At 41.9% G+C, this 26,334-nt stretch carries 28 protein-coding genes and 1 riboswitch; of the genes, 16 read left to right on the forward strand and 12 right to left on the reverse strand.

Annotated elements, in window-relative coordinates:
* Positions 1-8 precede the first annotated feature (8 nt).
* A riboswitch (ZMP/ZTP riboswitch) is annotated at positions 9-105 on the reverse strand.
* Between the two features lie 195 nt (positions 106-300).
* The 7 genes from ACFQWC_RS19030 to ACFQWC_RS19060 all read left to right on the forward strand — a co-directional run bounded on the left by ACFQWC_RS19030 (position 301) and on the right by ACFQWC_RS19060 (position 5,747).
* Positions 301-1,035, forward strand: coding sequence for an SDR family NAD(P)-dependent oxidoreductase (locus ACFQWC_RS19030; protein ID WP_377108835.1), 735 nt, complete (start codon positions 301-303; stop codon positions 1,033-1,035).
* A complete protein-coding gene (locus ACFQWC_RS19035) occupies positions 989-2,047 on the forward strand; it encodes an S-adenosylmethionine:tRNA ribosyltransferase-isomerase (RefSeq protein WP_299745289.1) in 1,059 nt (352 codons plus the stop codon). The genes ACFQWC_RS19030 and ACFQWC_RS19035 overlap by 47 nt, the downstream gene beginning before the upstream one ends.
* Positions 2,048-2,058: 11 nt before the next feature.
* Positions 2,059-2,415, forward strand: a complete 357-nt coding sequence (locus tag ACFQWC_RS19040) for a VOC family protein (protein ID WP_299745286.1) — start codon at positions 2,059-2,061, stop codon at positions 2,413-2,415.
* A 127-nt stretch (positions 2,416-2,542) separates the two neighbouring features.
* Positions 2,543-2,665: a hypothetical protein gene (locus tag ACFQWC_RS19045; protein ID WP_341357197.1), complete on the forward strand. Its 123-nt coding sequence runs from the start codon at positions 2,543-2,545 to the stop codon at positions 2,663-2,665.
* A 148-nt stretch (positions 2,666-2,813) separates the two neighbouring features.
* Positions 2,814-3,458 carry a YczE/YyaS/YitT family protein gene (locus tag ACFQWC_RS19050; protein WP_341357196.1) on the forward strand — a complete coding sequence of 215 codons (645 nt, stop codon included), beginning with the start codon at positions 2,814-2,816 and terminating at the stop codon, positions 3,456-3,458.
* 276 nt (positions 3,459-3,734) lie between these two features.
* Positions 3,735-4,433 (forward strand): DNA alkylation repair protein, encoded by a 699-nt coding sequence (locus ACFQWC_RS19055; protein ID WP_377108836.1) that lies wholly within the window; start codon positions 3,735-3,737, stop codon positions 4,431-4,433.
* Positions 4,434-4,568: 135 nt separating this feature from the next.
* Entirely contained in the window at positions 4,569-5,747 is a 1,179-nt protein-coding gene (locus tag ACFQWC_RS19060) for a MalY/PatB family protein (RefSeq protein WP_299745275.1), read from the forward strand.
* Between the two features lie 43 nt (positions 5,748-5,790).
* Here ACFQWC_RS19060 and ACFQWC_RS19065 read toward each other — a convergent pair whose 3' ends face one another.
* Entirely contained in the window at positions 5,791-7,440 is a 1,650-nt protein-coding gene (locus ACFQWC_RS19065; protein WP_299745272.1) for an L-lactate permease, read from the reverse strand.
* Between the two features lie 305 nt (positions 7,441-7,745).
* Here ACFQWC_RS19065 and ACFQWC_RS19070 point away from each other — a divergent pair, with 305 nt between their 5' ends.
* From ACFQWC_RS19070 to ACFQWC_RS19095, 6 genes are all read left to right on the forward strand, one after another.
* Positions 7,746-8,936, forward strand: coding sequence for a glycine C-acetyltransferase (locus ACFQWC_RS19070; RefSeq protein WP_377108837.1), 1,191 nt, complete (start codon positions 7,746-7,748; stop codon positions 8,934-8,936).
* A gap of 105 nt (positions 8,937-9,041) precedes the next feature.
* Positions 9,042-9,983 (forward strand): L-threonine 3-dehydrogenase, encoded by a 942-nt coding sequence (locus ACFQWC_RS19075; protein ID WP_299745266.1) that lies wholly within the window; start codon positions 9,042-9,044, stop codon positions 9,981-9,983.
* A 260-nt stretch (positions 9,984-10,243) separates the two neighbouring features.
* Positions 10,244-11,794: a hypothetical protein gene (locus ACFQWC_RS19080; protein ID WP_377108838.1), complete on the forward strand. Its 1,551-nt coding sequence runs from the start codon at positions 10,244-10,246 to the stop codon at positions 11,792-11,794.
* A gap of 56 nt (positions 11,795-11,850) precedes the next feature.
* On the forward strand, positions 11,851-13,092 hold the full coding sequence (locus ACFQWC_RS19085; RefSeq protein ID WP_377108839.1) for an ATP-binding protein: 1,242 nt from the start codon (positions 11,851-11,853) through the stop codon (positions 13,090-13,092).
* Between the two features lie 58 nt (positions 13,093-13,150).
* Positions 13,151-13,816: a beta-phosphoglucomutase gene (gene pgmB, locus ACFQWC_RS19090; RefSeq protein WP_377108840.1), complete on the forward strand. Its 666-nt coding sequence runs from the start codon at positions 13,151-13,153 to the stop codon at positions 13,814-13,816.
* 106 nt (positions 13,817-13,922) lie between these two features.
* Positions 13,923-15,251 (forward strand): cytochrome P450, encoded by a 1,329-nt coding sequence (locus ACFQWC_RS19095; RefSeq protein WP_377108841.1) that lies wholly within the window; start codon positions 13,923-13,925, stop codon positions 15,249-15,251.
* Positions 15,252-15,582: 331 nt separating this feature from the next.
* On the opposite strand, the gene ACFQWC_RS19100 is transcribed toward ACFQWC_RS19095, so the two are convergent.
* Positions 15,583-16,941 carry a YjiH family protein gene (locus ACFQWC_RS19100; protein ID WP_377108842.1) on the reverse strand — a complete coding sequence of 453 codons (1,359 nt, stop codon included), beginning with the start codon at positions 16,939-16,941 and terminating at the stop codon, positions 15,583-15,585.
* A 692-nt stretch (positions 16,942-17,633) separates the two neighbouring features.
* On the opposite strand from ACFQWC_RS19100, the gene sda reads away from it, so the two are divergent.
* Positions 17,634-17,765, forward strand: a complete 132-nt coding sequence (gene sda, locus ACFQWC_RS19105; RefSeq protein ID WP_082051344.1) for a sporulation histidine kinase inhibitor Sda — start codon at positions 17,634-17,636, stop codon at positions 17,763-17,765.
* A 144-nt stretch (positions 17,766-17,909) separates the two neighbouring features.
* On the opposite strand, the gene ACFQWC_RS19110 is transcribed toward sda, so the two are convergent.
* The gene (locus ACFQWC_RS19110) at positions 17,910-19,223 is read right to left on the reverse strand and encodes a short-chain fatty acid transporter (protein ID WP_377108843.1); all 1,314 of its coding nucleotides are present in this window, start codon (positions 19,221-19,223) and stop codon (positions 17,910-17,912) included.
* Between the two features lie 203 nt (positions 19,224-19,426).
* On the opposite strand from ACFQWC_RS19110, the gene ACFQWC_RS19115 reads away from it, so the two are divergent.
* Both ACFQWC_RS19115 and ACFQWC_RS19120 read left to right on the forward strand, forming a co-directional pair.
* Positions 19,427-20,296, forward strand: coding sequence for a Cof-type HAD-IIB family hydrolase (locus ACFQWC_RS19115; protein ID WP_377108844.1), 870 nt, complete (start codon positions 19,427-19,429; stop codon positions 20,294-20,296).
* A gap of 128 nt (positions 20,297-20,424) precedes the next feature.
* Positions 20,425-21,450: a PQQ-dependent sugar dehydrogenase gene (locus ACFQWC_RS19120; protein WP_377108971.1), complete on the forward strand. Its 1,026-nt coding sequence runs from the start codon at positions 20,425-20,427 to the stop codon at positions 21,448-21,450.
* Between the two features lie 76 nt (positions 21,451-21,526).
* Here the strand turns inward: ACFQWC_RS19120 and ACFQWC_RS19125 are convergent, their stop codons facing one another.
* The 9 genes from ACFQWC_RS19125 to ACFQWC_RS19165 form a co-directional block, all read right to left on the reverse strand.
* Positions 21,527-21,625 carry a putative holin-like toxin gene (locus ACFQWC_RS19125; protein WP_366141312.1) on the reverse strand — a complete coding sequence of 33 codons (99 nt, stop codon included), beginning with the start codon at positions 21,623-21,625 and terminating at the stop codon, positions 21,527-21,529.
* A gap of 171 nt (positions 21,626-21,796) precedes the next feature.
* Positions 21,797-21,949 (reverse strand): hypothetical protein, encoded by a 153-nt coding sequence (locus ACFQWC_RS19130; protein WP_299745244.1) that lies wholly within the window; start codon positions 21,947-21,949, stop codon positions 21,797-21,799.
* 22 nt (positions 21,950-21,971) lie between these two features.
* Positions 21,972-22,124, reverse strand: coding sequence for a YvrJ family protein (locus ACFQWC_RS19135; RefSeq protein ID WP_299745241.1), 153 nt, complete (start codon positions 22,122-22,124; stop codon positions 21,972-21,974).
* 48 nt (positions 22,125-22,172) lie between these two features.
* Entirely contained in the window at positions 22,173-22,721 is a 549-nt protein-coding gene (locus tag ACFQWC_RS19140; protein WP_299745238.1) for an N-acetylmuramoyl-L-alanine amidase family protein, read from the reverse strand.
* Positions 22,722-22,741: 20 nt separating this feature from the next.
* Positions 22,742-23,374, reverse strand: coding sequence for a D-Ala-D-Ala carboxypeptidase family metallohydrolase (locus ACFQWC_RS19145; protein ID WP_377108845.1), 633 nt, complete (start codon positions 23,372-23,374; stop codon positions 22,742-22,744).
* Positions 23,375-23,587: 213 nt separating this feature from the next.
* Positions 23,588-23,809, reverse strand: a complete 222-nt coding sequence (locus tag ACFQWC_RS19150; RefSeq protein WP_299745233.1) for a hypothetical protein — start codon at positions 23,807-23,809, stop codon at positions 23,588-23,590.
* A 3-nt stretch (positions 23,810-23,812) separates the two neighbouring features.
* Positions 23,813-24,388 (reverse strand): sigma-70 family RNA polymerase sigma factor, encoded by a 576-nt coding sequence (locus ACFQWC_RS19155; RefSeq protein WP_299745230.1) that lies wholly within the window; start codon positions 24,386-24,388, stop codon positions 23,813-23,815.
* 260 nt (positions 24,389-24,648) lie between these two features.
* Entirely contained in the window at positions 24,649-25,443 is a 795-nt protein-coding gene (locus ACFQWC_RS19160; RefSeq protein ID WP_299745227.1) for an SDR family NAD(P)-dependent oxidoreductase, read from the reverse strand.
* Between the two features lie 218 nt (positions 25,444-25,661).
* On the reverse strand, positions 25,662-26,309 hold the full coding sequence (locus ACFQWC_RS19165) for a TetR/AcrR family transcriptional regulator (protein WP_299745224.1): 648 nt from the start codon (positions 26,307-26,309) through the stop codon (positions 25,662-25,664).
* Positions 26,310-26,334: the final 25 nt, after the last annotated feature.

Raw genomic sequence — 26,334 nt, forward strand, 5'->3', positions numbered from 1 at the left:
ATCCCCTTACCTTCTGCCCAGGCGAACGGCTAATGGCTCATGATTTATAAGATTCGCAGCTCCCTTGTGGTTGATTCCACATTTTCGCCAGTCACTGCTCTATTTATTTTCAATTTGATTATAACACGAATATAAAACATATTTCTAGTATTAATGTTCGTGTTTTTATGAAACTACATCAAAAGGCTGATAGCTTGCTACATCTAATTTTCTATTCCCCATGACCACTTATAGACGATTTGTCGAAAGGAGATTTTTCATAAACTATGAGTAATAAGAGTTATGAAAGGGGAAATAAAGATGTTGAAAAGCAAAGTAGTCATGATAACCGGAGCTTCAAAAGGGTTGGGAAGGGCCCTTTCCCTACAATGTGCCAAGGAAGGAGCAAAGCTTGCGATCTGTGCACGAACGAGTGGACCCCTTCGGGAGTTGGAGAAAGAATTGAAAGCGTTAGGGGCAGAAGTGGTAGCCTTGGAAGCAGATGTTTCTGATTCCAGGGATGTAGACCGTTTTGTTTCTGTTACGGAGGAAGTATTGGGAAGAGTCGATGTTCTTTTTAACAATGCATCTGTCTTTGGACCTGGTCCCCGCCTTCTGGCTGATTATCCTGAAGAAGAATTCCTTGAGGTGCTAAGAATCAATGCATTGAACCCATTTTTAGTAACGAAAAGAGTCCTGCCGGGAATGATCAGCCGGGGTAAAGGATCAATCATAAACGTAACATCAGAAGCGGGTAAAACAGGCTTTGCTGAGTGGGGGGCATACGGAATTTCTAAATTTGCCGTCGAAGGATTGACTCAAACATGGGCCGACGAACTCAGTGATACAGGGGTAAGGGTGAATATGGTCGATCCAGGGGAAATGGATACGGACATGCACGACAAGGCTGTCCCGGAATGTGATTATCCCCTTGCGAACCCTCATGATCACCTTGACCTCTTTTTATATCTTGCTTCCGACGCTTCAGAACATGAGAACGGGAATCGATTTGAAGCACTGGAATTTCAGTGGAATCGAGGCGGGGAGAATGAATGAACTGGCTAAGACCTTTGATATCCCATCCCATTTAAACGCATCGACTCCCATTGAGCTTCAAGGATTCGAGCGAGACGAAGTAAAACTGATGGTGTTGAACCGGGAGACCGGTAAATGTGATCATACCCAATTCAAGCAGTTACCCGAATTTTTAAATAGGGGGGACGTACTGGTTTTAAACAACAGCCGGACCATTCCTGCCTCTCTCAAAGGGAAGCAAGGAAACAGGCAGTTCGAAGTTCGTTTATCCAGAAAAGTAGATGATAACTGTTGGGATGCGCTTATCATAGGAGACTTCCATCAAGCGGGGGAACCGATTTGTTTTTCAGAGGGAGTCCGGGCAAACATGGTGGGTGAGGGAAGTGAAAAACCACTTGTGCAATTGGAATTTAACAGGAGTGGTGTTGAGCTTTTTGATTTTATTTACAGAAACGGAGAGCCGATCCGTTATGAATATATTGATAGTCCTTGGCCACTTGATTGCTATCAAACCGTATATGGATCAGTCCCTGGATCTGTGGAAATGACATCTGCCGGAAGGGCATTTTCTTGGAAGTTGATACAATCCTTGAAGCAGAAGGGAATTGAGGTCGTGTTCATACAGCTTCACGCAGGCTTGAGCTATTACGGAAATGATCGCTGGCCAACACCAAAAAATCATCCGGAAGAATACCATGTAGGTTCAGGGACAGTGGACCAAATCCTCAAGGCAAAAAAGAGTGGGAAGCGGGTCATTGCAGTGGGCACTACAGTCGTTCGTGCCCTTGAGACCATCATGACGCAATATGGACAGTTAAAGCCTTCTGAAGGGATAACAAACTTATATATATCGGGGGATACCCCCCTTCAACTCGTAGATGGCCTCATCACGGGGCTCCATGAACCGGAAGCGAGTCATCTGGATCTCTTAAAGGCTTTTATTTCAGAGGAAAAATTAATGAACGCCTATCAAACTGCTCTGTTAAAAAACTATAAATGGCATGAGTTTGGCGATATGAATGTAATTTTGTAAGGAGAATCGCTATGAGAATTCATCATATGGGAATGAATGTAAAGAGTTTAGGGCGGTCGAAGGAGTTCTATCAATCTTACTTTGGGTTTGAAGAGGAAACGTATTTCGAATGGGGGTGTGAGAAGATACTATTTATGAAAAAGAACGATTGTCGGTTGGAGCTCATCGAAGAGCTTGGGGAGGATAACGGTTCGAAGCGGACATTTCTTCATTTAGCCTTGGCAGTCATCGATCTGGAAACGGAGATTGCTCTATTAAGGGAGAGCGGGTTAGTACCTGTTGAGGGTCCAGTTGTACTTGAAAATGGCTGGAAAGTGGTCTTTTTCTTTGGACCTGACGGGGAAATTATAGAGCTGGTTGAAGGGTAGAGAATTTTTTTGATGAGCTGCGTTGATTTCATGGATTTTCCACCATGATTTCTATTGTTTTATCAATGAAGAATGAGGATTTAAGTGGTTTTAATGTGTTCTCTGCTTTTTTTCGAGGCGCAGCTTAGTGAATCCAGCCGAAATGGGCGATAATCCAGCCGTTTTTCGTGAAAATCCGGCGGGAATGGTCATAAATCCAGCCGTTTTCAATGAAAATCCGGCCGAAATCACAAATAATCCAGCCGATTAACAAAAAATGTAAAAAAGAACAGGCGCAATACCCTGAATGAATTATCCCCACCAACCCCATAGGTTTTATGAAATTTTTTTGTTTCTTATTCTGTGATACATTTATCCGGGTAATAAATGAAATGACTATGGTGTAGGAAGGGATTTTCATGAATAGAGAATTTGTATTACGTTGGTCGTTCTTCTTTACTGGCCTCCTTGTACTTGCGTTTGGCATAAGCTTGACGATCAAAGGGAAAGACCTTGGGATCGGACCTTGGGATGTGTTTCATTATGGGCTCTTTAAGCAGCTTGGATTGACGATTGGCACATGGTCCATCATTGCAGGATTTTTGATCTTATTCGTGACAGGTGTCGGAACAAAGACATTTCCTAAAGTCGGAGCCTTTATAAATATGTTGTTAATCGGTATTTTCATAGATTTATTTAATTATGTACTTCCTGACCCTCAATCGTTATTGGCACAGTCGATTGTGTTTGCGATTGGGATTGTGGTAATCGGGTACGGTATCGGATTATATGTGTCAGCTGACTTGGGGGCAGGACCCCGTGACAGTCTGATGCTGCTCGTAGTTGAGAAGACGGGCTGGAAAGTTCAGTGGGTACGGAATGGAATGGAGATCATTGTGTTTTTCTTCGGCTGGTTACTGGGTGGTCCTGTCGGGATCGGGACGGTCATTATCGCACTGGGACTCGGTTCCATCGTCGGGTTTTCATTACCTCAAAGCAAAAAGCTTCTTCACTTTTTCCTTATGAGACAACTGACAAAAAGAGACAATCCTTTAGCTAGCTGAGGGTTGTTTTTTTTGTTTAAAAAAGGTTTTTTACCCGATATTAAAGAAGTATGAAGAGAGTTATGCAGACGGGAGATGTTTTGATTGGAGAATATGCTGGATGATCAATTTAGTGGGAAGGAACCTGTTAAGAAATGAAAGAGCTGGTAGACTACTGTTATCTCTGTCAGAAGCCTCTTTATTGTTTAGACGGCTTTTTTAACGGTGTGCAAAAGGAGAATGGAAAAAGCAGTTGTTTTGAATGCGAAGAACAAAATCAAAAAGGGGAGAATAAGGATGGGGCATGAGTATTCAGATAAAATCATCACTCTATTAAAAAAGCATCAAAATAGTGAAAATCGAGAAGCCATGGAAGCGTATATGAGGAATCAATTTCAGTTCTTTGGCATTAGGACCCCGGAGCGAACGGCGTTACTGAGGGATTTTCTAAAGGAGAACGGTAAGCCACCGGTTGAGGAATTACCTGCCATTGTTCGTTCCCTTTGGTCTGAACCGCAAAGGGAGTGTCAGTATATCGGTCTTTCCCTTCTGGACAAACAATCCAGAAATTTAACGAAAGACCACCTGCCATTTTTGGAAGAAATCATCACAGATAAATCCTGGTGGGATACCATCGATCATATTGCTCCCAATCATGTAGGGAAAATCTATCAAACGGAAGAAGATGACGCATACTTAGAGAAATGGATTCATTCCGATAATATGTGGTTGAATCGGATCTCTATTTTGCATCAATTGAAATATAAAGGAAAAACAGATCAGGATCGTTTGTTCAGATACATATTATTGCATAATGAATCAAAAGAATTTTTTATTCAGAAGGCGATTGGCTGGGCGCTCCGGGAGTATTCAAAAACGGACCCGGAAGCGGTACAGCAATTCATTGAATCAGAAAAGCTGGCACCGTTAAGTAAGCGGGAAGGAATGAAGCATATCCACAGAAGGGCCGGGGAAGGGAAAACCGTTGAAAAGTAGTGAGTGTATTAAGCATTTGGACATGACACTCATCTAATGTAAGTAAGGGGGATTCCTATTTTTAAATTAGGTATTCACCCCGTCCTCAATCTGGTATAAAGTAAGGACAGATATATGTGAGAGGGGTATTAGGATATGAATTGGAATGATTGCATCGAGAGAACAAACACTCACTCTGTGAAATGGTCGTTTCCTGCCGAGGATGTAATTCCTATGTGCATTGCAGATATGGACTTTCAAGTGTCGCCTGCCATTGTCGAAGCCATGAATCGCAAGGCTCAGCATGGCATATACGGTTATACGACATTTAGTGATCGATACTTTGAGTCTGTCATTTCATGGTGGAAGAGGCGCTTCCAAATGGATATAGAGAAAGAGTGGATCAGCTTTAGCCCAGGAATCATTCCGGGTATCAATGTATTGTTGTCCGTGTTAACGGAGCCTGGAGACGGTGTAATCATTCAGGATCCCGTTTATTATCCTTTTTACAGTACGATCGAGAACCATGGCTGCTCGGTTATGAAAAATACGTTGCTCTATCGTGATGGAGTATACTCGATCGATTTTGACGACTTGGAAGAAAAGGCGCGTCATCCCAGAACGAAACTTCTTATTCTCTGCAGTCCTCATAATCCTGTTGGACGGGTATGGACGAAAGAGGAATTAATGAAAATTGGTTCGATCGCTAAGCGGCATGACCTATGGATCATTTCAGATGAAATGCATGGGGACCTGGTATACAAAGGATATGAACACGTTCCTCTGTTTAAAGGGGATGAAAGCTTAGTAGAACGCAGTATTCTATGTGCGGCTCCAAGTAAAACCTTTAATATTGCGGGACTTCAAACCTCCATCCTTCTCATACCGAACAAAGACCTGAGAGATAAGTATAATGAAAAGCTTACGGGCTATGGACTGATGAGACCGAATGTGTTTGGGATTGAAGGAACGATTGCGGCTTATGAGGAAGGTGAACCTTGGCTTAATGAGCTATTAATGGTGCTTGAAGAGAATAAACAATACGTGCTGAATTATCTGGATCAGCACCTTCCAGAGCTGAAAGCAATCCTCCCGCAAGCCACTCACCTTATTTGGATTGATTGCACGGAATTAGGAATGACAGGTGAAGGGCTGTGTACGTTTTTCTTAGAAAAAGCGAGGGTGAAGTTTGATGAAGGCTTTAAGTTTGGGCAGAGCGGACACTCGTTTGTCAGAATGAATATTGCCTGTCCGAAAGAGCGGATCGACTTGGCATTAAGGAGAATGCACGAGGCGATACTCGAGTACAGGGTCAACCGAAAGGTCATAAAATAAAGAGAGGATGAACAAATGGATGTCATTTGTTCATCCTTTCTTTTTAAAAGAAATAAAGCACGAGAGCACCGATACTCCCTGACAACAGAACGTATAATAACATCGGAACAACAGTTATCCGGATGATCTGACCTTCTTTTCCACTAAGCTGAACAACAGATGCAGCAGCAACTACATTCAGCACACATACCATATTTCCAGCGTTTGCTCCAAGTACCTGTAAGGATAAAACGGTTTGCGGATCTGCTCCGATTTGATCGGCAACACTAAACTGAAAGAGAGAAAACATCATGTTACTAAACGTTGCGCTTCCAGAGATAAACGAGCCGAGTGCACCGATGAGGGGAGCGACAAAAGGCCATCCTTCCCCCACTAAACCCGACACTAAAGTGGCAAGTTCCATTGGCATACTCACTAAATCACTTTCATTGACACCGGAATTAATGAAAATCCTTACCATGGGAACGGCAGCCATTAATGAGATGATACTTCCTTTAATCGTAAATAAAGATTGTCGGAACGTCTCTTTCATTTGTGGCTTGCTCATTTTATGAATCATGAATGTCAGTGCCATGACCAATACAAAGATTGTACCAGGAAGGTAAAGTGGCTCAAACTGAGTGGAAATGCCTGTTCCTAAAATATTGCTCCATCCTACTTTGACGCTTCTTAGCCACCCTTTAACAGGTAGAAGATCCAATCTTGTTAAAACCAACAGGAAAGCGACAAGCAAGTAGGGAATCCAAGCTAACCATATCGGCATTTTCCTCCCAGGAACGGATCCTGGAACAGGAACTTCTTTAGGGTGCGTTTCAAAGTCCCAAACCTCATCTGGTAATAAGAAGCCCCGCTTCGCTGCAGGAACGACGATCAGCAGGCCGACTAGTCCACCGATAATGGAAGGAAACTCTGGTCCTAAGAAAGTGGCTACCAGTAAAGCCGGTAATGTAAACGATAGACCTGCAAAAAGAGAGAACTTCCACAGAGCAAGCCCATCTTTAAAGGAGCGCTTCGGACCGAAAAAACGGGTCAGCATCACGACAAGCAATAGAGGAATGAAGCTTCCTATGAACAAATCGATACTCACAGCTTGACTGGCTACACCGCTTAAATAATCCATCATAGGTTGAGGTCCCACGGTTTGTTCCACTTGCCCTGCAAGGTTTCCTCCCTGTCTCAATCCTTGATCGATCCCTACCATAACGGGAGTACCCACCGCACCGAACGATACGGCACTGCTATCTGCAATAAGAGCGAGAGAAACGGCTGCGAGGGGCGGAAACCCTAACGCAACAAGCAACGGGGCTGCCAGGGCCGCAGGCGTTCCAAATCCAGCGGCACCTTCAATAAAAGAGCCGAATAACCAAGCGATTATTATGACCTGCACACGGCGGTCCGGGGAGATTATAGAAAATCCATTTCGAATGGTTTCCATGGCTCCGCTGTTTTGCAAGGTATTCAAAAGCAAGATCGCTCCAAAAACGATCCAAAGAATAGTGAAAGCAATGATCATTCCTTCAACCGTGGCAGCACTGATCTGTATCAGTGGGATTTTCCAGAATACAATACTTAAAATGACAGTCAGTAAGAAGCTGACAGGCATCGCAACAGAAGCGGGTAACCGCAGAATAACAAGAAATATGAGAACGGCTAATACTGGGGTCAATGAAGTTATGAGTTCAAAAACAGACATTTCCATCACCTGCTTTAAGATTATATGTTTATTCTATTATAAGTTTGTGAAATTATTCACATAATATGTGGATAGTTTATGACAGATGAAGAAAAGATAGTAGATTATTGTTTTGATTAATTGCATGAAGTAGCATATAGAAACACAAACTAAATCGATAAGATATATTTTGTCCATCACAAAAAAACATGTTAAACTAAGAAGCAGAATAATCATTAGCAATCATAAAGAATCAACTGATAGATTTTGTGTTTTTGGAGTGGACATTTGTTTTTAAAACGCTTACATAACGGGAGGATAAGTACATGACAAGTAAAACATTAGATCATTTTCTACAAGAAAATCTTGAGGATTTAAAATCAAGAGGATTATATAATGAGATCGATCCATTGCAAGGTGCAAACGGACCGATGATTACGATTAATGATAAGAAGCTTGTGAACCTTTCTTCTAATAACTATCTGGGGCTCGCTACTGATGAACGCCTTAAGAAGGTAGCGATCGAAGCGGTGAAAGAATACGGTGTAGGTGCTGGAGCTGTCCGTACAATTAATGGTACCCTTGATCTTCATGTGAAACTGGAAGAAAAGCTCGCGAAGTTTAAAGGAACAGAAGCCGCGATTGCATATCAATCAGGATTCAACTGTAATATGGCTGCCATTTCAGCGGTTATGGATAAGAACGACGCCATCCTTTCTGATGAACTGAACCATGCTTCCATTATTGATGGCTGTCGTCTTTCGAAAGCAAAGATCATCCGTTTTGGTCACTCAGACATGGAGGATCTTCGTGCGAAAGCAAAAGAAGCGAAGGAATCTGGTCAATACAACAAAATCATGATCATCACAGACGGAGTATTTTCAATGGATGGAGATGTATGTAAACTTCCTGAAATCGTTGGAATTGCTGAGGAATTTGATATCATGACGTATGTAGATGACGCTCACGGTTCGGGTGTCCTTGGAAAAGGTGCAGGAACGGTTAAGCACTTTGGCCTTTCAGACAAAGTGGACTTCCAAATGGGTACGTTATCGAAAGCAATCGGTGTAGTTGGTGGATACGTGGCAGGAACTCAGAACCTGATCGACTGGTTAAAGGTCCGCTCACGTCCATTCCTATTTTCTACATCCCTTACGCCGGCGGATGTAACGGCTTGTACAGAAGCACTTGACCTGATCATGAACTCCACAGAGCTTCAAGATAATATGTGGGAAAACAGCCGTTATCTGAAAGAAGAGCTGACGAAACTTGGATTTGACATTGTGAACAGTGAGACGCCTATCACTCCGGTTATCATCGGTGAAGAGCAGGCAACCCAGGACTTCAGTAAACGCCTATATGAAGAGGGTGTATATGCCAAATCCATCGTGTTCCCAACAGTACCAAGAGGAACAGGCCGTGTGAGAAACATGCCTTCAGCAGCACATACGAAAGACATGCTCGATCAAGCGATTAAAGCATATGAAAAAGTCGGTAAAGAAATGGGAATTATCTAATCCCGCTTTATGAATAACGTGATAGGGTATGGCTATAAAAGTCAGCCCTATCTGTATGAATATGAAATCATTCTATCACCATAGGGAAATGCAGGAGGAAATACGATGAAAAAGATTTTATTAACGGGTGCATTAGGACAAATTGGTTCTGAACTTACCAATAGACTACGGGAAGTATATGGTTCAGATAACGTTATTGCAACGGATATTCGTGAGACGGATAGTCCGGTTGTAAAGAATGGGCCATTTGAACAACTGGATGTCACGGATGCTCAAAGAATGTTTGATATCGCAAAATCAAATAATGTAGATACCATTATTCACTTGGCTGCTTTATTATCTGCAACAGCAGAAGCAAAACCTCTCCTTGCTTGGAATTTAAACATGGGTGGACTTGTAAATGCCCTGGAAGCAGCAAGAGAATTAGAATGTCAATTCTTCACACCAAGTTCGATTGGGGCATTCGGTCCAACAACACCAAAAGATTCAACTCCACAAGACACCATCATGCGCCCTACTACCATGTATGGAGTAAATAAAGTGTCTGGAGAACTTCTATCTGATTATTACTTCACTAAATTTGGTGTGGATACAAGAGGCCTGCGTTTCCCGGGACTGATTTCATATGAAACATTGCCAGGTGGTGGAACCACTGATTATGCAGTAGAGATCTATTATGAAGCAATCAAGAACAACCAGTATACCTCATACATCGGGGAAGGAACCTACATGGATATGATGTATATGCCCGATGCCCTTAATGCGATTATCGACCTTATGGAAGCGGATGGCTCAAAGCTTGAGCACCGTAACTCCTTTAATGTGTCAGCCATGAGCGTAGCACCTGAGGATATTGCAAAAGCGATCCGCGTCCACCAACCGGACTTTACGTTGGATTATAAGGTAGATCCTGTTCGCCAAGGCATTGCTGAAAGCTGGCCGAACGCCATCGATTCAAGCGCAGCCATGAACGAATGGGGATTCAAAACAGATTACAACTTAGCCAAAATGACAGCCGATATGTTAGAAAAGTTAAAAACGAAGTAAACAGAATGATTCCTGAGAAGCAATAGTTTCTTAGGGGTCTTTTTTTATTCCTTAAAAAGTATTCAACCTCTATCCAACTTAAAATTCTTAAATACGACAAAATATGACAATTGTTAATAGCAAATTGAAATGGAAATGGTATACTAAAAGGAAGCAACAAATCTCTGTTCCCCTCCCTTTTAGTGGAAAAAAATGGTGAAAACCAATATAAGTTATGCTAAAATTCAGAAGTCTAAGGATTTTACATAAGGGGGATTCAGATGAGAGAAAAGTTAAAAGTATTTGGTATACCTATAGGAATCATGCTCCTATTCATAGCTGCTTTGTTCTTTCACCAACTGCTATTAGTGAAAGAGTTACCTCAGCCCAACTGGAGCCGTTCTCTTCCATTCGATTTCACATCTAAAGAGAGACCACAGATTTTTCAAAACAATGGAAAGCTTTACTTGTCGAGCGAAGGGAAGGTCCACTCGTTTACAATCAATGAGGATATGCAAGTATCTGATGAAAAAGTCATGATGACTAAAATTACTAGAGGTTATCCATTTTGGTCCAATGGGAATGATGTGATTTATTATAAAAATGGAGATCTGGTTCTGACTCAAAACAATGAGGATCAAATCCTCTCAGGAGATATTACAGGATTAGGAGCAGCCTCAAATAACGTTTATTATTGGAAGTACAATCAACTTTATGAATATAACATGCAAGAAGGTTCTTCTAATGAAATCTACACTTTTCAGTCTGAAATTTCTGATATTCATATAGGAGACAATGGAAGTGCCATCATTCAGGTAAAACAAGATGATACTCATGACTTCATCCACTATTTGAATGAAAACCGGGAAGTAAGTGAGAAGCCTTTTCTCCTGGTAAATACGGCACCGAATAAAAAGATGGATGGTTTAACATTTAAAGTAGCAGACGATCGGCTCACCTTGCTATATAATGAGAAATCACGCACTCAGGGCACACTGTCCTACAATGTATACAAGGTTCAGGTTCCATTAGAGGAACTGGGATCATCGATTTTAACCGGAAGTAAGATTGAATTTGAAAATAAAGATACCGGGGAAAAGTTGACGAGTCCTGGCGGGGTACAGTTTGTAAGCGTTGAGGGAGAAGATTCTGTGGTGTTCACTTCAGAAGGACAGCGGATTGGTGATAACAATGCGGTGAGCCTGTATTCGGCCCCTTTTCAAAATCAAGAAATCCTAGAAGGCTCTCCAATAAGCACGACAAAGCATGTCACATATTCTCCAGTGCAATTAACAGACGAGGCACTGGTTTGGTTTAATTATGATGGTGGTACATATGAACTATACGGGGCATCTCAGAACGATCAAGTTGTTTCAGAAAGTACGAACTGGTCAAACAGATCAGTGAAAGAAGCATTGAACAACGGCGTTCTCATGATGTTCAGCAGTCTGGTGACGATATTGACATCCTTTTACTGGGTGCTTCCATCACTCTTTTTATTAATATTATTGTATATATTCAGACCAAATGTGTTTGAAAAAGACGGGATTAGCTGGGCCGAGTATGCATCGATCATTATTTTTATGCTGATGCCGATCAGCTATACAGGCAATGCGATGAACGCTTATTTTTACCAGGTGGCTCCGGAATACTTTGTGTTTCCCGGAAGTGGCTACGTACTATTATTGGTGATTAGTGCGATCACCTGGGTAATCTGGAAATTAGGTCGTGATCCTGATTGGGGATCCTTTGCAGGTGCCTTTTACTTTATGGGAATCTATATATTATTTTATATTACTTCGATCGGTCCATATATATTTAACTTATTTTAACGAACAAAAGTATGAGTGAGACGGGTGACGGGATGAGAGAGAAAGAGAATCGCATAATGACACACACATTCTATAACAAAATAATGATCCTCATGGCTCTATTTGTCTTTCAGCTCACCGTTGTACTCATTCTGGATGAGCCATGGAATGTAATCGCAGCCCTTCTATCAGCCATTGTGGGGGGAACGGTTCTGGCTCTCTTATTAAGAGAAGGGAGATCGTTTCTGGCAGAGCATCAAAAATTACTGGAAGAAGAAAATCAGCTCTCTACTCTTCTTCATTCCCTGCCGGATTTTGTGTGCTTTAAGGATGGAGAAGGCCGTTGGTTAAAGGTCAATCAATTTGGTCGTAGGTTGTATAATCTTGAGGGAATCGATTATGTAGGAAAGACAGACCGTGATCTGGGGAAACTCGTCCCATTCTTTAAAGACGCCTTCGACTATTGTATTGACTCCGATGAACAATCGTGGAAAGCGGAAAAAGTAACGAGATGTGAAGAGGGATTCTACCTTCCGAACGGTGAATTCAAGACTTTTGATGTCATAAAAGTCCCATTATTTCATTCGAATCACACCAGAAAGGGATTAGTCATCATTGGCAGGGATATTTCACAGCAGAAAATAGCAGAAGAAATGCTATTAAGAAAAGAAAAGCTTTCTGTGGTCGGAGAACTTGCGGCAGGAATCGCCCATGAAATCCGAAATCCCCTAACAAGCATCAAAGGCTTCATTCAACTGCTGGAAGAGAATAAGCATGTACCGGACCATTATCTTACCGTCATGTCTTCCGAGATGGATCGAATCAATCAAATCGTCGGTGAGTTACTCATTTTATCCAAACCTCAAATGAGGGAATACCGACTCTTTGATATGAGTGAAGTTCTTCATTATGTGATCAAGGTAATGGGGCATGAAGCGATCCTTAAAGGAATATCATTAAATGTCCAAGTACCGTCATCTCCGATTTATGTATTTGGAGATAAGAATCAATGTGTACAGGTGTTTATTAATATTATTAAAAATGCGATCGAATCGATGGATGAAGGAGAAATCCATGTCGATTGGAACGTTCTGAACGATATGATCACCATTGCTATACAAGACCAAGGGGTTGGGATACCCCCTGATCGTCTAAAGAGACTGGGAGAGCCGTTCTTCACCTTGAAAGAAAAAGGGATGGGGCTCGGGCTGACCATTAGTCAAAGGATCATTGAAGACCATAAAGGGTCTATACTCATTGAATCAGAAATGAATAAAGGAACAAGAGTAGAAGTAACCTTGCCGGTGAAAAATAAGTGAAATCAAAGGCTGCCTCATATTGGTGCAGCCTTTTACTATGCAAACAGGAGGAAACCAAGTGACGAGGACATTGCAAGCTGTCATTTTTGATATGGATGGAGTCATCACAGACACCATGCCTTTTTATTTTCAAGCCAATCAAGAGCTGATGCGTCCCTATGGGATTCAATATACTGAGGAGCAAAATAATAAACTAAAGGGAATAGGTAGAAAAGAAACGTTCCAACATTTGTTGAAGGAAGGAAATGTTCAAGTTTCAGAGAAACAAATCACCGAACTGGCCAATAAGCGTAATGAGATTTATCGATCACTGATTTCAGAACTTACACACCAGCACGTTTTACCCGGTGTAATAGAATTTTTAGAAGAATTGATGAGAGAAAACGTACCTGTCGCACTTGCTTCTTCAAGTCGAAATGGACCCTATGTACTGGAGAAAGTAGGGTTACAGGAGTATTTTCCTGTCGTTATTGACCCGTCTTCTTTAAAAAAAGGAAAACCGGATCCAAAAATTTTCTTGAAGGCGGCATATGCTCTTGGGGTACCGGAAGAAAACTGTGTGGGCATTGAAGATGGCGAAGCAGGGCTGCAGGCTCTTCTGAATACGAAAATGTTTACAGTCGGAGTAGGGGCAGATGACTATATGAAACATGCTCATTGGACTATCTCTTCGACTAGTGAGCTCAGCCTGGAGCAGTTAAGGGAGCGGATGAAAAAGGATTAATGAATAGGAATGTACATGAATAGGATGAAAGGAGCGTTCATACGGGCTTGCTTGATTAGACATAGTTATTGGCTCTTATTCAGAGAAATAAAGGAGATGTGAAGTAATGTCGAAACCAACCGTCCTCCATTCCTTTCATCCATTAGGTCAGCTAGAACAATTCCGGAAGGATCCACTAGTGTTTTTAGAAAAGATGGCAAGGAAACACGAAGAGAAAGTTCAACTCCGTTTTGCCAATCGAACCGTTCATTTACTGATGTGCCCTGCATTGGTGAAAGAGGCACTCGTCACCCAGTCAGACTCCTTTCATAAATCAAAGCAATTCCGAGAACTGTCCCTATTGATTGGAGAAGGACTTGTGACGAGTGAGTCTCCGCTACATACAAAACAGAGAAAAACGATCCAACCTTATTTTACCCCGCGTCATATTCAGCAGTATATGACTGAAATGATCGAGTCTGCTTCTTCCATGATGGAAGGCTGGGAGATAAACTGTTCCCGGGACATCTCCAAGGATATGATGGAGGTTACCCTGGCGGTCATTACGAAAACCATGTTTAATATGGATGTAAAGGAAGGCCATCAGAAAGTTGGTGTGCACCTTGAAACCATTATGGAGACTGCTACAAAACGAATACGATCCTTCCTTAAGCCACCGCTATCTTGGCCGACTGCTGAGGTGAAGCAATATAAGACATCCATTCAAGAATTAAAGCGGGTGGTGGAGGAGATCATCCATCAAAAAGAGTATCATCGAGATGGGAAAAAGGATTTACTTCACGCCTTACTTCATGCCCGGGATGAGGAAGGCAACAGTATGTCCAGAAACCAGCTTATGGACGAAGTAATGACCATCTTTGTGGCTGGCCATGAAACGACAGCGAATCTCCTTTCCTGGTTCTTCCATGCGCTTGAGTGCGATAAGAAGGTGAAAGAACAAGTTTATGAAGAAGTCGATAGAGTGGTAGGAACCGATGAATTAAGTAGTGGGCATCTCTCGCACCTCCATTATACGCGGCAAGCACTTCAGGAAACACTACGCTTGTATCCTCCCGTTTGGATGTTTGGAAGAATCGCGGTTAAAGATGTTATGATTGGTCCTCACCATATCAAAGAAGGTGAGAATGTCCTTGTTTCACCATATCTGATGCATAGGAATGAGAAGTATTTCCCCGATCCTTCAACATTTGATCCTGAGAGATTTCTAGAGGCCAGATTGAAAAAGATTACGCCCTATGCCTACTTTCCTTTTGGGGGAGGACCCAGAGTCTGTATAGGCAATCACTTTGCCTTACAAGAGGCATTGATCATTGCTGCCTTATACGTGCAACGCTTTTCGTTTGAAATGTCCGTCAATCAGAAGGTGGAGTGTCATCCTCTCATTACGTTAAGGCCCAAAGGCGGAATAACTATGAAGATAGGAAAAAGGGTATAACCGCTTGTAAGTAAAGTCTGTTTTGTAAAGGTTTTAGTAATACTTCTATCAATGCATATTAAGAATGTGGAAGCACCGAGTGGATTGTAGCGGAAGGCAATTGACTCCTGCGGGAAATAGAGGAAAGGTCGAGACCCCGCAGGGCAAAGCCCGAGGAGGCTTGACTTCCTCCCCGCGGAAAGGAACGGTCAACGATTTTTTAACACTTACACTCATTTTATGCAAAGCAAATGGGTGAAAACCAGCGGTAAGCGAGTGACTGAAAAGTTTAATAGTAACAAAGGAAATAAAAAACCCAGGTTCAAATCTGAACCTGGGTTTCATTCATCCATCAAAAAATCATATGAGCAATCGCAACAATGACAAGTAAAGTCAAGAATGTACGCTGTAAGAAGATGATCACTAAGTCTTTGAAATCAACCGGAATCTTAGAACCTAGTAATAATCCACCCACTTCAGACATGTAAATCAATTGTGTAACAGATAAACAAGCAATCACAAAGCGTGTTAAATCACTCTCAATTCCAGATCCGAAGATGGCTGGAAGGAACATGTCTGCAAAGCCGACAAGAATCGATTGAGACGCTTCTGCTGCTTCTGGAATTTGTAAAAGCTCCAGTAATGGAATAAGCGGCATACCGATGTATTCAAAGAACTTCGTGTTTTCCGCTACAATAAGCGCCGTTGTACCGATTGCCATAACAATTGGTGCAACACCCATCCACATATCCAACACATTCTTCATGCCGTCAGTGAAAAATTTAGAAGTACTTTTGTTGTTTTTTGCTTGAACAAGGGCTTGCTCGTATCCATAACCAACGCGGCTATAGCCTTCTGGAATGACCTCCATCGTGTTCTTGCCTTCTTGTCCATTATAGTATGTGTCAGGCTTACGGGATAGAGGCGGGATTCGTGGCAGTACAATTGCTGCAATAATTCCTGAAAGAGCTACTGTAAGGTAGAAAGGAATGAAATAATCCCCAAGACCAACCTCTGAAATGACGACTAAACTAAAGGTAATGGATACAACGGAGAAGGTCGTACCAATGATTGCTGCTTCCTTCTTGGTGTAGTACCCTTCCTCATACTGTTTGCTTGTCAGTAGCACCCCGATGGTTCCATCTCCCAACCAGGAAGCTAAACAATCGATGGAGGAACGTCCTGGCAGACCGAATACGGGCCGCATCACTCTCGTTAAGAGAGCACCGAATAATTCAAGTAAACCGAAATTTAATAATAAAGGTAGAAAAAGTCCGGCAAATAAAAATACAGAGAAAAGAATGGTAAGAAGTCCATCCGGGTTTAAAAGGAGTCCACCCGTTGCGTCAGACCATACCCATTCAGGTCCTAATTTGAATAGCGTCATGATTGCAAACACAGCTCCAAGGACTCTGACAAAAACCCATACAGGTCTCACATCGAATAGGCTCGTGAAAAACGGTGATTTTTCAATAAAGGCTGGATGTAAGAGCTTTGTGATCAACGTTCCTAATACGGTAAGGATGATTAGTCCCGTCATGATCGCAGGTATATAACTACCAATCCAGTCCTGTAATAGCCCTGAAAGAACCGCGATTGGTATCGTGATTCCGTCTTCCTGTGGAATCGGCACCATAAAAAGAAAAATTCCCAATAGGGAAGGAATGATAAATCGTAAATGACTTGTTAATGTAAAGCGATGTTGATTCATAAATTCACCTCAGATGTAGTTATAACGGAAAATGAAACATTATTCATTTTAATGCATACATATAAATTTGTCCATAGGAAGTTCTCAGTAGGGAGATTATGCATTACCTAGCTGTTTTTCCCAAAAGGTGTGAATGTGAAACATGAAATGCCGAATGTTCGATCTTGTAAATAATGTATACGAAAAAGAAAGCGCTATCTTTCAGTACCTCTCTATTTTACTAAAATTTTTAAAAATTTCAATTATAAGCTGAAAAACATTTCACTTATTTATTTTCATAGAGTTAAATATAGGATTTTAGAATTAAAATAAATGCTCTTTTCACAATGATTGTTGTTTTTTAACATATTCTCTACTAACCTTAAATAAGGTTGTTTGCTAAAATTCTTGTTTTACTGATTTCCATTAAGGATACATGCTCAGAGAGTTGATTGGAGCGGAAGGAGGCTCGACTCCTGCGGGAATAGCTGGACAGGTGAGACCCCGGAGGCACAGCCGAGGAGGCTCACCGCCAGCCCCGCGGAAAGCGAGCCTCCTGTAGCGGAAATCAACTATTACTTTCTAATCTATAATAGTAAAAAATTATACGAAAAAAGACAAAATAAATAATTAAAAATCTCGATAAAGAGGTTTATATGTTGGTTAAGAGGGTATTAGGAATTCATACCTTTGTTAGTCAGGAGTTGTAATCAATGACATCTTTAACAAAACTTACGGAAGAACAATTGGCTAATGTCTACCAATTAGCACAAGAAGAAGGATTAGAAGAAGAATTTATTGAGATGTTAGAAGGGGAGCTAGAAAGAAGAGAAAATGTTCGATAGAATGGAAGCCAATATAGAACATAATGAACGGTCATAGATAACGGCTGGTCTCTAAGGGGATCAGCTTTTTATTTTCATCAGAAGAAAACACCTTAAACTGTCTCACCAGAGGCGAAACGGTTCAAGGCGCTTTTGACTTTTATATTATAAGAATAATAGTCCCAATGAAATGACGACTCCACTAATGACAAGGATGATAACACAATATCCCATAATATCCTTTGCCTTTAATCCCGCAATTGCCAGAGCAGGCAATGCCCAGAATGGCTGGATCAGATTTGTCCAGGCGTCCCCCCATGCCACTGCCATAGCAGTCTTTGCGACAGAAGCATCAAGGGTTTGAGCGGCATCAAGCATAATGGGAGCCTGGACGGCCCATTGTCCTCCTCCTGAAGGGACAAAGAAGTTCACAATCCCGGCGCTGAGGAAAGCGAAGAAGTAAAAGGTCATATCATTTGAAATCGATACAAAGGCCTCAGACATCACGACAGCAAGACCTGATGCCGTCATCATCCCCATGATTCCCGCGTAGAAAGGGAATTGAATGACAATCCCGCTTGCGCCCTTGATCGCTTCTTGAACAGCCGCAAGGAACCGCTTAGGGGTCCCGTGAAAGAGAATGCCCAGGAATAAGAATAGAAAATTGACAATATCTAAATTAAGGGCGAAACCATTTTGAATAAAGTATGAGAACAGGAATGCAATCCCGAGAACGGCGACAATAATCGATAAAACCATACTGTTTTCCAGACGCTCAGCAGGTGTTAACGCCTCTTTTTCCAGAGTGGCAGCTGTCTCATTAAAGAGCTCGGGATCTACGGTTACGGTCTCTTCTTTTGACGGCATCAGCATTCGGTTGATGATGGGAAGAACAATGAATAGTGTTAAGACAATCAGGACATTGAACGTAGCGAATATCGTCTCACTCGTAGAGATGACACCGATCATATCCTGGAAAGGATGATCTGCAGTCGCGATGGATAACGGAATGGAACCTGAGAAACCTGCATGCCAGACAACAAATCCAGAATAGGCACTGGCAATGAGCAATCGGTAATCGACACCTTTCACCCGTTTGGCAAGCTCTTTCGCAAATAATGCCCCAATGACCAGCCCAAAGCCCCAGTTGATCCAGCTTGCAATCATAGAAACGATGGTAACGATGACAATCGCGGAACCGGGTGACTTCGCAAATGACGCCAGGAAACCAAGGAACCGTTTAAAAAGTGGACTGCTTGCCAGTACATACCCTGTAACAAGCACGAGAACCATCTGCATCGAAAAGGCAAGCAGGCTCCAAAAACCATTGCCCCAATACTGAACCATCTCAAGGCTCGAGCTACCAGTGAAAATAAGACCAAACCCAAATACAACCAATGTTAAAATGACAACAAATAAAAATGGATCAGGCAGATAGCGTTGCATAATCTTGTTCGATAATGATATAAGTGCTTTCATCTCATAATCCCCCTTATTTAATACACACCCTTTCTATTCTTCTATAATTGCGCGTGAAAACCCTTTCAATTAAGTGAATTAACAGAAAATTAACTCGCGTGTATTAATTTTGTTAAGAGTAAGGTACATCAGTACAAGAGGATAAATAATTCATGATACAATGGCTAAATTAAGAATACTCAACCATAGAAAGGTGTCTGCTTATGATTACATGTATTGCAACAGATATGGATGGAACCCTTTTAAATGAAAATCAAGAGATCAGTGAAGCAAACAAACAGGCCATACTGGATGCTCAGCAAAGAGGAGTTGAAGTGATTGTTGCCACAGGAAGATCGTATGAAGAAGCCAGATATGTCATAAAGGAAGCTGGCATCTCATGCGATATTATTTGTGCCAACGGTGCCGAGGTTCGAAATAAAAAAGGTGAAATCGTTTATCAGGCCGGTATTGAATCAGCACGGGCGAAAGAAATCGCCGCTGCACTAAACGAGACGGGCATTTACTTTGAAATATACACTGATCAAGGAACGTATACTGAAAACTATGAAATGGGGATCGAGCTGATTGTCGACATTTTTACAACAGCCAATCCAAATGTGTCGGAAAAACAAGTGAGACAGGCAGCAAAAGAACGATTTGAAAAAGGTCATATTAAATTGGTCGATGATTATGGGATCCTTTTCGAAGATTCTTCTCAACTTGTTTACAAATTTCTTGTTTTCTCTTTTGATGAAAAGCAATTAACAGAAGCGAACGAAAAATTACATGAAATAGCTGGCATCGCGATCAGCTCATCTGGTAAAGAAAATATTGAAGTGAATAGTCTGGAAGCTCAAAAAGGAGTCGCTCTGCAAAAACTTCTGGATGACAAAGGGCTTTCAGTCAAAAATGCAATGGCCATGGGCGATAACCTTAATGATCTATCCATGATGAGAGTAGTTGGAAGACCAGTTGCCATGGGAAATGCCCTTGATCAGGTAAAAGAATTCTGTTCGTTTATCACCGCAACCAACCGTGAGGACGGTGTCGCAAAAGCGATTCAAGAGGCTCTTCAACAGACAGCTAAGTAATGAGAACATCTTACTTTGTCCATAATGGTTAAAAAGTGAATAAGGGAGCTAAAAAATTGAGAAACCAAAAAAATCGCAGTTGGTTCTTATTCGTCATTGGTCTTACCTTACTACTTAATGCCTGCTCAATGGGACAGCCAGATGGACAGCAGGAAAAAAGTGAATCCGTCAGCAAACCGAGTGTCGAAAGCAACGTGATCGCCCAGGACCTCTCCATTCCCTGGTCGATAAATAAGCTCGGTGATGATTTCTACCTCACCCAGAGAACGGGTGATATTGTTGAAATACGTGATGGAAAAAAAACGGTCGTGAAAACCAATCTTTCAAAACCGTTATCGAAGCGACCTGAAGCGGGATTACTGGGATTTGTGCTTCACCCGGACTTCAAGACTAATCAACAGGCTTATGCCTACTACACATACGATGAATCTGGAGACCCTTACAACCGGGTAGTGGTATTGCAACGAACGGAAAACGGGTGGAGCGAGGAAAAAGTGCTACTGGACCGAATTCCAAGCGGTCAATACCACCATGGGGGAAGACTTGAAATCGGTCCGGATAACAAGCTCTACATTACGGCAGGGGATGCCACCCAACAGGATAAGGCCCAGGATCTCTCCTTTCTTGGCGGAAAAATTCTTCGGATGAATTTGGATGGGGGAATACCGGACGACAATCCATTTAAGGATTCATACGTTTACAGTTACGGCCATCGCAATCCTCAGGGACTTGCCTGGAACGAAGCCGGGGAGCTATATGCAACGGAGCACGGACCAAATGGATATGATGAAGTGAATCGTATCGAAGCTGGTAACAACTATGGCTGGCCAAAGATTACAGGGGATGAAAAAGAGGATTCATTGATTTCGCCTCTCGCTCACTCCGGCGAACCTTCATGGGCCCCGTCAGGAGCTGCCTTTTGGAATGAGGATTTAGTGTTTGCATCTCTCGCTGGTCAAAGTGTGAAGAGATTTGACCCCGAAACCCGGAAGGTATCGGACTTGCTTACAGGTTTCGGCAGGATTCGCGATGTATTTGTGGAAGGGGATACCCTTTACTTTGTCTCAAATAACACAGATGGCCGCGGAATTCCCCGTGAAAATGATGATAAATTGTATGAAGTGAATTTGAATTCACTTAAAATTGAGGAATAGAGGTTTGGAACCTTCTTTAGCATTGAGCTGGGGAAGGTTTTTTCCTTTCAAAAAAATAACACGCTCTTCAGCGTGTTTATGAATTCTTATTCTCATCATTGTCTTTAAATTTTAGAATAGCGATCACAAACATCCCAAAGCTGAGCATCAGAGATAAAACTTCAAATGTATTCATGTATACATCGCCTCCTTACTTAAAGGCTTCCCGGACTAAGGATTGTCCTATACGCTTTGAAAAAATAAAAAAACATGAAACCTCTAAGATAAGTGTTTCATGTTTGATAATATACTCAGGATATGACTGATACAGCATCAACGTATAGAAAAAAAGGTTGAGCATCGCGGCTCAACCTTTTACATGTGCTTCATTCACATTAAGCAAGATGATACTTAATGAAAGTAAAATCAACGTTACCCAATAATTGTTATTCATTAATAGGAGAGTAATTCCCGAGCAGCTAAGCAATACAGCGATGGACCCCCAAACAAATTTGATCAATTTACATATCCTCCAGCTTCAACTATTTCTCGTTTTTACTAAACGCTTTAGATAGGGAGTGGATGGCCAATTCCAGCTGCTCCAATTTCTTCTCCAGTTTCACCAATAAAAAGAGTGTGACGGCAATGGGAAATCCGAAATTTCCTAGTAATTGAACAAATACGGAATAATCCATTGTAACTCCTCCTTAGGTGCAAGCCGGCCTAAGCCAGCCTGCGTTTTGTTACGGTTTGAGATTAAGTGCTTTTGCTATTCCAGCTGCAGTGGCATTGGCCAACCCAGTAAGAAAGATTGGATCTTTTAAGAGATTCGTATCATTCACGCTGTCGATAAACAGGTTTTCCAGTAATATCGCGGGCATAGCGGTTTCTCTTAATACCGCGAAATTCGCTTCCTTTTGTCCACGATCTCTTAATCCGTATTTTGAGTAAAAATTCATTAATTCCCCGTGGAGGACATCTTGTCTTCTTCCCGTTTCAGAGGCTGCTGAACCTGGATAAATAAAGCTTTCAAACCCTGTACCACCGCCGGCATTATGGTGAAGGGATACAAAGTAAGAGGCGCCTAATCCATTTGCAAAATCCGCCCGCTCTGATAATCCTGCGTATACATCCGTTTCTCTTGTTAAACGAACATCCACCACAAAGTTGTCTTCTAAAACTTTCTGAACCTTTAATCCGATATCCAGCGTGAGATTTTTCTCCTGCAGTCCGTTTCCAACAGCGCCTGGGTCTGTTCCCCCGTGACCTGGATCAAGTACAATGATTGGCATAATTTTATTTCCTCCCTTCCTTAAGCCCAGTAAAACGATTGAGAACCATAAGGATACTCGATACGGCTATCAACATGAACAAATGTTGTATATTTAATGATCCCGCTAAATCCGCATGTTTTGGCAATTTCAGCTACTTGAGCAGGCGTTTTCCCTGAAGGATCAACATCGGCTGCGATTCCGTAAGTGTGCATACTATTTGAGGCACCGCCGACATTTCGGTTATGAGTGATGCTTCTGAATCCAGAATTGATCACAACAGGCGGATTCCCAAGTTTTTTACGAAGAGCTTCAAGCTTGTACATTAATCGTCGTACATTCTCCTTAACTTGAGTAGAGCCGACATTTCCTCCCGAGAAGCCGCTTCCGTCCTTCGAATAGAATTCACTGAAAGCAAAGTTGACCGTCGAGCCGTCGCTTGCTTCAAGGGCGTTCAATTTGCTATGTGTTTGCGTTCCTGCGATTCCGTCAGCTGAAAGACCGTATGCACTTTGGAATCGTTTAACAGCAGCTTCCGTTCCCGGTCCGAATGCTCCATCCACCGACACATAAGTTTGGGAAGGGGAACCTGCTGCCCATCCTGCAACTCGAATCTGAAGTTCCTTTACATCGCTGCCTGAATCACCTTGTCGTAATGTTCTTGTCCAATTCATTCATCATCGCTCCCTTTGTATGTTTGAGGCAAAAAGGGATGAAGAGAAAGAAAGACCATCCCAATCTCTCTCACTCTGTTTTGTTTGCCTTACACTCTATAAAGAAGAATAGGGGGGCGAAATGACAACCTGCAGCCGGAAGTTTTTGAGGAAACTCGATTCAGCATAGAAAAAGGACAAGCACCCACAGGTTTTGTGAGTGTTTGTCCTTTTTTATTGTTTATTTAAATCAAATAATCCTGGTACATTCTCTAATGAATAATCCCTGACATAACGTATCACTTTGATCTTTAACTCTTGTTCAAGATCGTCTCTATTTTCTACTCTGGTTAAATACAATGATTTCTTTATTTTCGGTTCGAAGGTTTGTATGACGTTCGTTTCATATGCTGTGTTACATTGAGCTTCTTTTACCAGGTCATATAATATTCCCATGCTTTATGATTCTCCTTTTTCTAAAATTGTTTTTAAGGTGCTTAATGCTTTTCGATGAGTTTTTGATACAGCCTGTTGAGATATGCCAAGAATTCGTGATATTTCAGTATCATTGAATTCCTGTACATAAGCTAAGTCGAGAATTAGCTTTTGTTTGTCTGTTAACGCTTCATATGCCTGAAGCAATTCTTCATTCTCAAGGCACTCTGTTAAGGTCGAATAGTTTGCAAAAGGGGGTATTTCTGATGCAGGATCGGGCACAAGATCAATAAAAGATCCGCCTTCATGATCGACTTTGTTATCAAGGGTCAAAGGATGACGTTCACTATATTTCCTAACATGTTTGTCAAAGTTCACACTGTGAAAATAGAGGGATGAACTGACGTATGAGGTAAACCGAATATCAAAGTAATGGGCCTTAAAGGCTTCGTTTAAACGTTCTTCCTTACGCGCGCTCGGGTGACATAAAAAATCTTCTATTAATTTCTGATTTTCCGTTTGACTGATAAAGGAATCAACAGCTTTATTATGTTTGAGATGAGGATAATGACGATAAAATTTCCTAATTAACGAATCCATTTTTTCACCACCAACAGAACGTATGTTCGATTTTGAAGTAAAAAAAAGAGGAGAAAGATCTCTCAGCTTTTACTTTATAAAGAAGCGGTAGGGTTCAATTCCACAACCTTCTTCTCAATTATCGTTCCATAGTACTATTTATTAAACCATAATTTACTGAATGGTGTAAGTGATGAATGCACTAATTTTTACTTTTTATCCACTTATTAACTTACTAAAGGAACACCGTTCGTGCTTGAACGGTGTTCTGTAAGGGTTTATCAACGCATCACGCTTCCTCCTGAAATCTTCACCGACTCTCCAACAATATTCACGGCGGCATCACTTAATAGATACACAATCGTATTCGCGACCTCGGTCGGTGAGGTCAACCGTCCAGAGGGGATACTGTCTTTCGCGATCTCTAATTGCTCCTCATAGCTTCTGCCTTCTCGTTCGCCTTTTGATTTGATGGCGTTTCGTCCCATTTCGGTATCTACATAACCGGGGCAAATGGCATTCACTCGTATATTGTTTTCAATTGCTTCATGGGCAAATGCCTGGGTAAACCCGGTGACCGCAAATTTGGATGCACTATACGCACTATTGCCGTGAGTTCCTCTCAGTCCTGAAAGGGAGGAGATGTTGACGATGGATCCACTCCCTCTATCCTTCATTTGTTTATATACTGCCTGTGAGAGTTGGACCAATGAGAAATAGTTCAACTCCATGATCTCTCGTGCAACTTCTTCTGATAACTTCTCTACCATATCACCGCCGCCTATTCCAGCAGAATTAACGAGACCGGTGATGGGGCCATGTTCTTCAATAGCGGATGATAGCAGCTGTTCCAGGTCCTGAGCGTTTGTAAGGTCTGCCTTATACATGAAGACCCTGTTTGGATCCTGACACTCATCTTTTAGTTGATTCAGCTTTTCTTCATTTCTGCCTGTGATGGTTACCTTGGCTCCGACCTGCACTGCCACTTTCGCCGTTTCGAATCCGATGCCGCCTGTTGCACCAGTGATGAGAATATGTTGTTCTTTCAATGTACTCTCGTGGAAAAGAAAACTCATTTTTCTACCTCCTTGTGCTGATAGTAGGTTTTACCCGTTTAGGTCAGGGGGGAAACGAACGGAGGGGTAAGTCATTCAGGGAGAATTGAAAATAAACTCCTCCAAATAGGTAGGAGACGGCTTAAATTAAGCTTTCGAGTGGCAACTTCAGTTCTGTTTCCGGCTTTCTAAACTAAAAAAGAGCTCCAAATTGAATATTTGGAGCTCTTCCCACACTTTTATCCCTTCCCAATCCCATTCACAATCATCTGCACTGTCATCTCGATTTCCTTCTCATCATCCCAATCTTCTTCGGGAAGGAGGAGATACCGGACCAGGAGCAATCCGAAGATACTGGTGGCTGAAAACCGAACAACCGCCGGAGAAGGCAAGTCTATTATTTGTCCTTTTTCCTTGTAATAATCGACGAGTCGGACGAATTTCCCGAACACTTTTTCAGCGATATGCTCTTTGAATTGTTCTTTTAATTCCGGATGAAAAGGGATTTCCTGTATTAAAATCTTAAAAGCGGTCATGTTCTCTTTTAAAAACTCCTGTCGGTTAAGAATCATGGCTTTAAGGAAATCCTCATACCGATCATACTTCGCATCTAACACTTTATTAATATCCCGGATCACAAACGGAGCAATCAGTTTGGCCATCGTAGGAGATACGATGGAAAGAAGCAGGTCCTTCTTCGTCTTATAATGCCTGAAGATGGTTCCTTCTGCGACGCCGGCTTTTTTGGCGATTTGGCTGGTAGAGGTGGAGGCATAGCCTTTTTCAGCGAACATTTCAATAGCTGCTTCTACTATTTTCTGTTGTTTCTCCGTCAGTGTTTCCTCTTGGTCAAATAGATGCTTGAATAGATTATTATCTTCTAACATGCTTGAACCCCTAACTTGTCGTTTC

This window comes from Rossellomorea sp. GCM10028870, from assembly GCF_042666755.1.
Lineage (GTDB): Bacteria > Bacillota > Bacilli > Bacillales > Bacillaceae_B > Rossellomorea.

Bases quoted from the DNA above. Each gene is read 5' to 3' on its own strand.
- ACFQWC_RS19030 (WP_377108835.1), top strand. From the start codon at position 301: ATGTTGAAAAGCAAAGTAGTCATGATAACCGGAGCTTCAAAAGGGTTG.
- ACFQWC_RS19040 (WP_299745286.1), top strand. From the start codon at position 2,059: ATGAGAATTCATCATATGGGAATGAATGTAAAGAGTTTAGGGCGGTCG.
- ACFQWC_RS19050 (WP_341357196.1), top strand. From the start codon at position 2,814: ATGAATAGAGAATTTGTATTACGTTGGTCGTTCTTCTTTACTGGCCTC.
- ACFQWC_RS19055 (WP_377108836.1), top strand. From the start codon at position 3,735: ATGGGGCATGAGTATTCAGATAAAATCATCACTCTATTAAAAAAGCAT.
- ACFQWC_RS19060 (WP_299745275.1), top strand. From the start codon at position 4,569: ATGAATTGGAATGATTGCATCGAGAGAACAAACACTCACTCTGTGAAA.
- ACFQWC_RS19065 (WP_299745272.1), bottom strand. From the start codon at position 7,440: ATGTCTGTTTTTGAACTCATAACTTCATTGACCCCAGTATTAGCCGTT.
- ACFQWC_RS19070 (WP_377108837.1), top strand. From the start codon at position 7,746: ATGACAAGTAAAACATTAGATCATTTTCTACAAGAAAATCTTGAGGAT.
- ACFQWC_RS19075 (WP_299745266.1), top strand. From the start codon at position 9,042: ATGAAAAAGATTTTATTAACGGGTGCATTAGGACAAATTGGTTCTGAA.
- ACFQWC_RS19080 (WP_377108838.1), top strand. From the start codon at position 10,244: ATGAGAGAAAAGTTAAAAGTATTTGGTATACCTATAGGAATCATGCTC.
- ACFQWC_RS19085 (WP_377108839.1), top strand. From the start codon at position 11,851: ATGACACACACATTCTATAACAAAATAATGATCCTCATGGCTCTATTT.
- ACFQWC_RS19095 (WP_377108841.1), top strand. From the start codon at position 13,923: ATGTCGAAACCAACCGTCCTCCATTCCTTTCATCCATTAGGTCAGCTA.
- ACFQWC_RS19100 (WP_377108842.1), bottom strand. From the start codon at position 16,941: ATGAATCAACATCGCTTTACATTAACAAGTCATTTACGATTTATCATT.
- sda (WP_082051344.1), top strand. From the start codon at position 17,634: ATGACATCTTTAACAAAACTTACGGAAGAACAATTGGCTAATGTCTAC.
- ACFQWC_RS19110 (WP_377108843.1), bottom strand. From the start codon at position 19,223: ATGAAAGCACTTATATCATTATCGAACAAGATTATGCAACGCTATCTG.
- ACFQWC_RS19115 (WP_377108844.1), top strand. From the start codon at position 19,427: ATGATTACATGTATTGCAACAGATATGGATGGAACCCTTTTAAATGAA.
- ACFQWC_RS19120 (WP_377108971.1), top strand. From the start codon at position 20,425: ATGGGACAGCCAGATGGACAGCAGGAAAAAAGTGAATCCGTCAGCAAA.
- ACFQWC_RS19125 (WP_366141312.1), bottom strand. From the start codon at position 21,625: ATGAATACATTTGAAGTTTTATCTCTGATGCTCAGCTTTGGGATGTTT.
- ACFQWC_RS19135 (WP_299745241.1), bottom strand. From the start codon at position 22,124: ATGGATTATTCCGTATTTGTTCAATTACTAGGAAATTTCGGATTTCCC.
- ACFQWC_RS19140 (WP_299745238.1), bottom strand. From the start codon at position 22,721: ATGCCAATCATTGTACTTGATCCAGGTCACGGGGGAACAGACCCAGGC.
- ACFQWC_RS19145 (WP_377108845.1), bottom strand. From the start codon at position 23,374: ATGAATTGGACAAGAACATTACGACAAGGTGATTCAGGCAGCGATGTA.
- ACFQWC_RS19150 (WP_299745233.1), bottom strand. From the start codon at position 23,809: ATGGGAATATTATATGACCTGGTAAAAGAAGCTCAATGTAACACAGCA.
- ACFQWC_RS19155 (WP_299745230.1), bottom strand. From the start codon at position 24,388: ATGGATTCGTTAATTAGGAAATTTTATCGTCATTATCCTCATCTCAAA.
- ACFQWC_RS19160 (WP_299745227.1), bottom strand. From the start codon at position 25,443: ATGAGTTTTCTTTTCCACGAGAGTACATTGAAAGAACAACATATTCTC.
- ACFQWC_RS19165 (WP_299745224.1), bottom strand. From the start codon at position 26,309: ATGTTAGAAGATAATAATCTATTCAAGCATCTATTTGACCAAGAGGAA.